This is a genomic window from Streptomyces himastatinicus ATCC 53653 (assembly GCF_000158915.1).
GTDB classification, from domain to species: domain Bacteria; phylum Actinomycetota; class Actinomycetes; order Streptomycetales; family Streptomycetaceae; genus Streptomyces; species Streptomyces himastatinicus.
Genome location: NZ_GG657754.1, coordinates 4,344,338 through 4,353,436 on the forward strand (window position 1 = coordinate 4,344,338; position 9,099 = coordinate 4,353,436).

General features: G+C 70.3%; 7 protein-coding genes and 1 pseudogene. 1 reads left to right on the top strand and 7 read right to left on the bottom strand.

The genetic code is table 11. The features are described from left to right. From SSOG_RS53630 to SSOG_RS56055, 6 genes and pseudogenes are all read right to left on the bottom strand, one after another. Positions 1-1,643, bottom strand: a 1,643-nt coding sequence (locus SSOG_RS53630; RefSeq protein WP_208867358.1) for a transposase, incomplete at its 3' end; no start/stop codon positions are given. Positions 1,644-1,818: 175 nt separating this feature from the next. Further along, on the bottom strand, positions 1,819-1,992 hold the full coding sequence (locus tag SSOG_RS53635; protein ID WP_086015793.1) for a DUF6760 family protein: 174 nt from the start codon (positions 1,990-1,992) through the stop codon (positions 1,819-1,821). Then, entirely contained in the window at positions 1,989-2,465 is a 477-nt protein-coding gene (locus tag SSOG_RS17930; RefSeq protein WP_009715659.1) for a hypothetical protein, read from the bottom strand. The genes SSOG_RS53635 and SSOG_RS17930 overlap by 4 nt, the downstream gene beginning before the upstream one ends. Further along, the gene (locus SSOG_RS17935) at positions 2,465-2,908 is read right to left on the bottom strand and encodes a phage tail protein (protein WP_009715660.1); all 444 of its coding nucleotides are present in this window, start codon (positions 2,906-2,908) and stop codon (positions 2,465-2,467) included. The genes SSOG_RS17930 and SSOG_RS17935 overlap by 1 nt, the downstream gene beginning before the upstream one ends. A 60-nt stretch (positions 2,909-2,968) precedes the next feature. Further along, positions 2,969-4,565 (bottom strand): annotated as a pseudogene (locus SSOG_RS17940) (phage tail sheath family protein). Positions 4,566-4,776: 211 nt separating this feature from the next. Then, complete coding sequence (locus SSOG_RS56055; RefSeq protein WP_245606318.1) at positions 4,777-6,474, bottom strand: PE-PGRS family protein; 1,698 nt, start codon at positions 6,472-6,474, stop codon at positions 4,777-4,779. Positions 6,475-6,698: 224 nt separating this feature from the next. Here SSOG_RS56055 and SSOG_RS17950 point away from each other — a divergent pair, with 224 nt between their 5' ends. Next, positions 6,699-8,132 (top strand): RICIN domain-containing protein, encoded by a 1,434-nt coding sequence (locus SSOG_RS17950; protein ID WP_106516413.1) that lies wholly within the window; start codon positions 6,699-6,701, stop codon positions 8,130-8,132. A 16-nt stretch (positions 8,133-8,148) separates the two neighbouring features. On the opposite strand, the gene SSOG_RS17955 is transcribed toward SSOG_RS17950, so the two are convergent. Beyond that, positions 8,149-9,099: ATP-binding protein (locus tag SSOG_RS17955; protein ID WP_039937969.1), on the bottom strand; the 951-nt coding region annotated here is incomplete at its 5' end.

Sequence of the window (9,099 nt, forward strand, 5' to 3'; positions counted from 1 at the left end):
TACCGTTCCTCGAGACTGAGCGGGACTGAATCCTGTGTCCAGGACTGTTGCTCAGCCGCGTGCTCCGAACGGTGTTGGGCACGCTGGTCGCCCGCTTTCGCTCCGCTGCCGGGCGGCACGGCTCTTGTCCGTGGTCCGGGATGGCGGGGGCGGGGTTCCTCACGCCGTCGGGTGTCCGGTCGGGCCTGGACGGTCCGATGCCCACGGCGATCCCTCTGGTCGTCGTGGGGCGGTGCCGTCCGTCGCCGGATCGGGTGTCCGAGGGCGCGTCGCCCGATCGCGATGCTGGCCGCATCGTGCCGGGAAACCTTGCGCTTGCTGCTGTTCAGGGGCTGCTGCCAGTGCTGGGCGCCCCACCGGGAGGTATAGGCCGGGTCGACCGCGACGATCGCGATGTCCTGCTCGGCAGCCATCGCCACCAGCCGCGCCTTCAGCTTCGCGGTGGGGAAGCGGGAGATCAGGCGGCGGAAGCGCTTGTTGCGGCCGTACTTCTCCCGGCACCGGCCGTCGGTGAAGTCCAGGTCCTCGACCGCGATCGCCCCCGCCCCGGTGGCGCGGGTGTGGTGCAGCAACCTGGTGAGCGCGTGCCGGATCTGCGCGTCCCGGTGCTGGGACGAACCGCTCAGGCCGTAGAAGAAACGGTGGGGTTCACCAACCGGGTTGCCGTGGATGTCCAGGCGCCAGGCGGCCAGGTGATCATCGTTCATGTCGACGGCAACCACACCCCGGGCCAGCGCGGCCTCCAGGGGCAGGACGGGGGCGGGGGTGCGCTGCCAGGAGGCGGTCACATACCAGCGACCGCGTACTGGGTCGTGGTGGATACGGTAGGCCACCGCCCGGTTCGCGGTGACGCGGTCCCGCCACTCCTCACTCCGGTGGTGGAACGACACGGTCGCGTCCAGCACATACCGGCCGTGTGGTGCGTTGGCCAGACGGGTCAGCGTGGCGGGGACTTTGACCGAGAGCTGTCCGGTGGCGGTGACGCGGATTGTTTCGTTGCCCAGACGTTTGCCGGACTCCCCGTCCGCGGTCAGGAACATCCGCGCCGCTCGCCACCGCTCCCGCCACACCTGCTCACTCAGCCCGGCCTGGTCCAAGTGGTGGCGCAGGTGCGCGAGTCTCTTCCCACCGCGCACCACCCGCACACGGCCCGCCGCCCAGTCCTCCCCCACCCCCGCCAGCCGGGCTCGCAGCGCCTGCATGCGGCGGGACTTGGCATGCCACTCGGCCCGCGAACCGTAGCCGCGCGGCAGCCCTTCCCGCTTGTCCGCCTTCGCCCCCAGCGGACGCGCCAGCCGCGCCTCGATCGACGCGATCTGCTTGCGCAGCCACGCCATCTCGGCTGCCTGCCCGCGCCGGGCCAAGGCCCACTGGTCATGGGTGGCCTTGGTGATACTCCCCGCCCACCGCGCCGATGAGACCCCCGTGAGCTCCCGCTTGCGTACTGCCCAGGTTTGACTGTCGTGCTTCAGGCCCTGCCGGGAAAGCACCGCGAGATCACCTGCGGCCAGCCCACCGAGGAACAACCCCACCTCGGCCAGCACGGCCGCATCGATCTCCGACACACGTAACCGGGCCCGGATGGCCGTCCCCGCTGGGCCGGGCACCACGAACGGCGCCACCACCTCCCGCACGTCGCCCAAACTCTTCACCCCCACCCGGCATCGAAAATCCTGTCGCCCCGTCCAACGACCCCTGTCCGTAGAGGTCACGCATTCGATGAACAAACTTCCGTTCCTATCGATCCAAAGCCCGCAGGCACGTCTCGGCCGGTGGCGACAGGCTCACTTGTGCTTACGGAAGCGCACTCACGCACGGTCAAGCGCCAGCAGTTCCGAACCCCTCCGTGGCACGGGTGACGAGAGAGGCGATCTCCCGCGCGTAGCGCCGCCGGTCGCCGTGTTCGAGGTCCAGGATGTCCTCCAGGCTCCAGTGGAAGTGGTAGGCGATGTACGCGATCTCCTCGTGGAGACGGTCGGTCGCGTACGTCACGATTCCCCCAGGCGGCTCCCGCCGAGCTCCACCTCGAAGGGCTGCTCGCAATGCGGGCAGGTCACCCCGGCCCGGGTGTGGCCCTCGGCGTTGACCTGCCGGTAGAAGTCCTGGAGGAAGGCGAGGTCGGAGGCGAACATGTTCTCCACCACGCCGTCGTGCACCGAGGTAAGACCGCCCAGCCGGGTGATGACCCGGCCGAGCAGCACGACCGACAGATAGGCCGGGTTCTCCTGCACCCGCACATCCCGCAGCGGGATCAGCTCGTCCCGCGCGGTCGCCAGGCGCATGGTGCCGGTGCGGTGCACGGTGCCGGACTCGTCGACGTATCCGCGCGGCAGCTCGAACTCGAACTCGGTCCGCAGCCGCTGCGGTTCGGGCGCGGAGTCCGGCACCGGAGCAGGGGCCGCGACGGCCGCCTCGGGCGGCGGGGCGGCTTCCGCTGCCGGCGCGCGGACGGCCGTGCGGCGCATTACTCGATTTCCAGTTCTTCGAAGGTGATGGTGACGGTCTCGGTCAGCGCCGACGCCTCACCAGCCTTGACGGTGCTGGCGTCGATCTTGCTGCACCAGGCGTTGCGCAGGTTGTACCGCTTGACCGGGTTCAGCTCGTAGTCCATCACCATGATCGTGGCGTTCTTGCGGGCCGTGGACATCTGGCCCTTGATGGACTGCTGGATCCACTGGGTGAACGCCGGGGACGGGGTCATGCCGCGCACGACCGTGCACTGACCCGCCTTCTGCACGCCCGGCATCTTGCTGACCTTGGGCTTGCCCTGCGCGGAGACCTGCTGGTACTCGATGACGTCCTGTTCGAAGCTCAGGCCGCTGACCTCTTGGAGGTACTCGACCATGACGCCGTCGATCTGGATGCCGAAGTTATGTGAGGTGAAGGAATCACCGGGCGAGAGACTCATGAACCGCTGTCTGTCCTTCTGCTACTGACTGAACGGAAGTTGATGGGGGGACGGCGGCCGCTACTCCTCCAGCTCACCGCTGCCGCTGGAGAACTGGGCCAGCCGGAAGATCACGAACTCGGCGGGCTTGACCGGCGCGATGCCGATCTCGCACACGACCCGGCCCACGTCCACCGACTCCGGCGGGTTGGTCTCCTCGTCGCACTTGACGTAGAAGGCCTGCTCCGGGCTGGAGCCGAACAGGGCGCCGGCGCGCCACTCGTTGACCAGGAACGCGGACACGTTGCGCCGGATGCGGGCCCACAGCTGGTGGTCGTTGGGCTCGAAGACCACCCACTGGGTGCCGATCAGGATCGACTCCTCCAGGTAGTTGAAGTACCGGCGGATGTTGATGTAGCGCCAGGCCGGGTCGGAGGAGAGGGTGCGGGCGCCCCAGATGCGGATGCCGCGGCCGGGGAAGGCGCGGATGCAGTTGACGCCGATCGGGTTGAGCAGGTCCTGCTCACCGCGGGTGACCTGGTTCTCCAGGTCGACCACGCCGCGGACGACCTCGTTGGCGGGCGCCTTGTGCACCCCGCGCTCGAAGTCGTTGCGCGCCCAGATACCGGCGACGTGACCGCTCGGCGGGACCATGCGGCCCTGGCCGCTGGCCGGGTCGAAGATCTTGATCCAGGGGTAGTAGACGGCCGCGTACTTGGAGTCGTAGCCCGCGGTCTCCTGGCGCCAGACCCGGATGTCACGGGCGTTGAGCCCGGGCGGCGGGTCGATGACGGCGACGCGGTCGCCCATCAGCTCGCAGTGGGCGATCAGCCCGAGCTGGACGGCCTTGACCGCCTCCAGGTCGATCGCGCCGCGCTGGTAGGCGGCCATCAGGTCGGGGACGGCGACCATCGAGACCTCGTCGACCGCCTCCAGACCGCCGAAGCCGGTGCGGTCGGCGGAGTCGCCGAGGTACTCGGCGGGGCCGGGGTGGGCGGCGGACGTCTCGGCCGGGGCACCCGCGGGCGCGGGGGGCGGCGGGGGCGGGACGGACCAGGGCGACGGTCTGGTTCTCCGGCCGGGCCAGCTGCCCCGCGGGGGCCGCCTCCTGGACGGTGATCAGCTTGGAGCGCTCCTTGACCTGCGTGACGACGTAGGAGCGGTTGCCCTTCTTCGCGCTCACGTCGAAGGTCTCGGCGACCCTGCCGTCGTCCTTGACGATCAGCTTGAACCGCTCGGCCGGGCCCTCGCCCTCCGGGTCCGCCACCTCGACGCTGAGCGCGCCGCCGGGGGTCAGGGCCCGTACGGAGAACGTGCCCAGCTCGCTGGGGGCGCCCGGGGGCAGCTGGGCCGGGGCGGCCAATCCCGCCACGGCGGCCGGGGCGCCGGCGGTCGCGGCATCCTCCCCGCCGGGCGCGCCGCCGATGCGTACGACGTACGCGGCGGAGCCGCCGTTGTTGAAGAACCCGTAGACGGACTGCGCGAGGTAGTACCCGTCGGTGAACTCGCCGAAAGCGGCGACGTACTGGGACCAGTTGGTCACCAGCGTCGGAGTGTTCAACGGCCCGGTGGGAGCGAGCCCGACGAAGGCGGCCACCGAGGTGCCCACCCCCTCGATCGGGCGGGAGCCGCTGGCGACCTCCTCGACATAGACGCCCGGCGACAGATACGACGGCATGCGCTGTGCTCCTCGGGGTAAGAGTGAGGAAGAACGTGGGACCTTCCCACCCTTGACCGAGGCGCCATGGCGCGACTAGGTCCCTCGGGGCCTGCCAGGGGGCAGAGCCGGTGCCCGAAGGTATGGGCGGAGCCAGGCGGGCAGACCTCGGCCCCGGCCCCGTCGCGTCCGAAGCATGTCGCGTACCCGGATCAGCCCGGGTCAGTCCCGATCAGTCCGTCTGCCCGTAGAAGTTCTGCCGCGGGCCGACGAGCTCGTGGTACATGGCCTGCCGCTCGTCGGAGCCGTCCTGGGTCTTCTTCAACTCGGCGTACCAGCCCTGCTTGATGCCATCCAGGAACGCGCGCCAGTCTCCGCCTCCCTGCGCCTTCCCCAGCTCCTTGAGGTCCACGTAGCGCTCGTTCTTGGCCGTCCCACCGGAGCCGATCTTGTCGCGCTTGTGTCCGTGCAGGACCGTCTCGGGGTTGGACGTGGCCTCGGTGGACCGGAAGTCGTGCTTGTAACCGACCGGGCTGGGCTTGTCGGGCCCGACCGTCTCGATGCCGACCAGCAGGGAGCCGTCCTTCTCCTTGGTCGGCGCGGTGAAGACCAGCAGCATGTGCCCGTGCGATCCGGTCGGCAGGACAACATCGCCGTTCCAGTCCTTCGAGCCGAAGCCGCCGCCGGGCACGTCCATGCCCCACATGTCCGGACCACCCGGCTTGATGCGGTTCCCGACGGAGACGAGGCCCCCGCTCGTCTCCTCGAACTTGCCCCGCTTGCCGCCCTTGTTCTTCTCGATGTCCATGCCGTGCGTGGCGTAGGGCCGCTCCTCGACGAACTGTGCGGGCTTGCCCTTGTCGGTGACACCCAGGAAATCCGTCAGGGACGCGGCCGACTCCCCTGCGCTCAGCGCCGGGATGCGGATGTTGACCCGGCCGCCGTGCGCGAGGGCCCGGACGACGTCGCCGTCGCGGTAGTCGATGTGCTGCTTCTGCTCCTTGTCGTAGATCTTCAGTCCGTGCTGGAGGACGAGAAGGACGTTGGTGAAGACGTCGCGGGCCTTGTCGGCCTTCGCCTGGTGCTGGGTGACCGACGCCTTGTTCGCGTCGGCGTGCATGTCCTGGGGCGGAATCGCGGCCGGGTGCAGCGTGCGGACGGCGGTCTGCCGGATCTGCTCGTCGCGCTCGTCCAGCAGGGGCTGCTTCTGGTCGTCCGTGAGGTTGCTCCCCTGGGTGTTGAAGAACCGGCCGAGCGTGTAGTCCGGAGCGTCCGGGACGGGCGCGCCCTTCAGATGGGCGTTGTAGGCCAGGGTCGCGGTGAGGACGCGCTTGCCCGCGGGGAGGTTCAGCCAGTCCTTGTAGTTGCCCTTGGTGGTGTACGCCTTGGCATCCGCGATCGTGCCGATGCCCACGTCCTTCAGCCACGTGGGGTTGACCGTGGTGAGCGCCTCGATGTCCGCCAAGTCCTGCGCGGTGAACACCTCACCGGCGATCACCCGCCGGTCCAGGGTGCGCCTCAGGCGCATCTTCCCCTCCAGCATCAGCTTCTCCGGATACCACGTGCCCGGCGCCCAGACGTTCGGCTTCAGCTTGCTCTCGACGGCGCGGCTTTCGATCGACCGGCTCAGCCGGTAGATCACCTCCTTGCCCTTGACGTCCTTGGCGTCCTTGGCGGGCTGTTCGGCGGCGGCCGCGGTCGCGCTCGGCTCTCCCGTCCGCTGGACGGTCACGGTCGCCTGCGCCATCACCTTGCTCGCCGCGAGGTTGCCCACGGAGCGCTGGAGGGCGATCATCTGCCCCTGCGTCATCGAGCTGCCGGGGCCCGCTGGGACGTCCGGTTTCGCCGTGGCGCGGTCCGGGGCGGGGCGGACCGGGGACCTGGACCGGTCGGAGGAATGGTCGTGATCCGGCTTTCGTGCTGCGTGCATCGGGTTCGCCGCCTCCTTGATCCGGTACGTCCGCTCCCTTTGGCTAACACGCCCCGCGGGCATGCCGGTAGAGGCTTCGGGGCAGCCCTAGGGGTAACCGTGGGGGCAGCGGCGGCTGCCGGGGCCGACGGCCGCCCGGCAGGGCAACGCGGCGGTGCCTTCAGGCAACGGAACGTGCCCCGACGCCTGCGACAGCGGGCGGGCGTCCGCCTTAGCGTCATTTGGTGAGCCTTTGGACCTCTCTGGAACCTGCCTCGACCACCGTGGACCCCGGCGGCTCGGCCACCGTGCGGCTGCGGCTGCGCAACACCGGCGACGTCGTCGACGAGTACCGCTTCGTACCCGTCGGCGCCCTGTCCCCATGGACGACCGTGGAGCCGCAGACGCTCCGGCTGTACCCGGGGACGACCGGCACGGTGGAGCTGACCTTCGCCCCACCGCGCACGCCGGACGCGGCCGCCGGGCCGCACGCGTACGGGGTGCAGATCATCCCGACCGAGCACCCGGAGGCCACCACCGTCCCCGAGGGCAACGTCACCGTCACCCCGTTCAGCGAGGTACGGGCCGAACTCGTGCCGCAGACGGTCAAGGGCCGGTTCCGGGGGCGCCCCAAGCTCGCCGTGGACAACTTCGGCAACGTCAAGCTCACCGCGTCCATCAGCGGCAGCGACAACGGCGACCAGCTCTCGTACGACATCCACCCGGCCAACGTCCAGATCGAGCCCGGCCGGGCCGCGTTCATCAAGACCACCCTCAAGCCGCGCCAGACCATCTGGGCCGGGGCCAAGGAAACCCGCCCCTTCACCCTGGCCGTGCAGCGCTCCGGCGCCGAACCGCTGCCGGTGCAGGGCACCTACGAGCAGCCGGGGATGATGCCGCGCTGGCTGGGCGTGCTCTTCAGCGTGCTGGTCGCGCTGACCATCGCCTTCGTCATGATCTGGATCTCGTACAAACCACCGGTCAACACCCGCGCCCAGGACCGGACCGAGGAGGCCGCCGCCTCCTCGGTGCCGACCCCGGAACCCTCGGCTCCCAAGCCCCCGGCCGCTTCGAAACCGGCGGACGAGCCGACGCAGCAGCCCGGCGGGGACGGCGACGGGAACGGCGCCGGGGGCGGTGGCGGCGGCGGGGGCGACAAGCCCAAGCCGAAGCCGGTCGACCCGTTCGCGGGCGTCCTGCTGCGGAACGGAACCACGCAGAAGTGCGCCGCCCCGAAGGAGCCTGGCGGCAAGGCGGGGGAACGAGCCGCCCAGTTCCCCTGCGACGGCGCCAACAACGGGCAGCTGTGGGACCTGGAAACGGTGTTCGAGGGCAAGGGGCCGAACAACGCCAACCTGGTCCAGATCCGCAACACCATGGACGGACTCTGCCTGGACCTGCCCGAGACCGGCCCGCAGCCCGCCACCTCGCCGATCTCGGAGGCGGCCTGCACCCGCAAGATGGACGACAACCAGCTGTGGTGGGTGGAGAAGCGGCCGAACACCAACGGGATCCACTGGATCCACAACTACGCCAGCAGCAACCTCTGCCTGGACGTCGCCGGTTACGCCGCCAAGGGCGAGGACAAGGCGGACGGCACCAACCTCACCCTCTTCGACTGCTCGGACGACGACGACCAGACGTGGTTCATCGTCAAGCCGGACGCCCAGCAGCCTTGAGGCAGGCGCGGGCCGCTCACCAGCTGACCTCGTCCAGCACCAGGCGGCCCGCCTTCCGGTACTCCCGCCGCGCCCCGGCCAGCAGATCCGCGCCGGTCACCGGCTCGCCACGGCCGGCCGCCGCATACGCCGCGGTCACCACCGCGCTGCGGATGGAGCCGCCCGCCAGCTCGAAGTCGCGGGCGCACGGGCCCGGGTCGATACCGTCCTCGCAGGGCACATGGGCCAGGCTGTGCCGCCACAGGGCGAGCCGCTGACCGGCGTCGGGGAACGGGAAGTCGACCACCGTGTCCAGCCGCCGCGTGAAGGCGTCGTCGATGTTCGCCCGCAGGTTGGTGGTGAGCAGGGCGATGCCGTCGAACGCCTCCAGCCGCTGGAGGAGGTACGCGCTCTCCAGGTTGGCGTAGCGGTCATGGGAGTCGTTGACCTCGGAGCGCTTGCCGAACACCGCGTCCGCCTCGTCGAAGAGCAGCACCGCGTCCGTACGGTCGGCCTCGGTGAAGATGCGCTCCAGGTTCTTCTCGGTCTCGCCCACGTACTTGTCGACCACCGAGGACAGCTGGACGACATACAGGTCCAGGCCCAGATCGGCAGCCACCACCTCGGCGGACATGGTCTTGCCGGTGCCGGACTCCCCGGCGAACAGTGCCAGGACACCACGGCCCCGGCCGCCGCCCGCGCTCAGCCGCCAGTCGCCGAGCACCCGGTCGCGGTAGCGGGCGCGCAGGGACAGCTCGCGCAGCTGGCCGAGCGGCTCGGCGGGCAGCACCAGATCGCCCCAGCCGACATCGGGCCGGATGCGTCGGGCGTGGTTCTCCAGACCGGAGGCGGAGTGCTGCCGGGCCGCGCGCCGCAGATGGTCCGGGCCCAGCGGGGCGCCCTCGAAGGCGGCCAGCTTCCGCGCGGAGCGCGCCGCCCGGCGGATCCGCTCACCGCCGAGCCGGTACGGGGCGACGGTCGCCGCCAG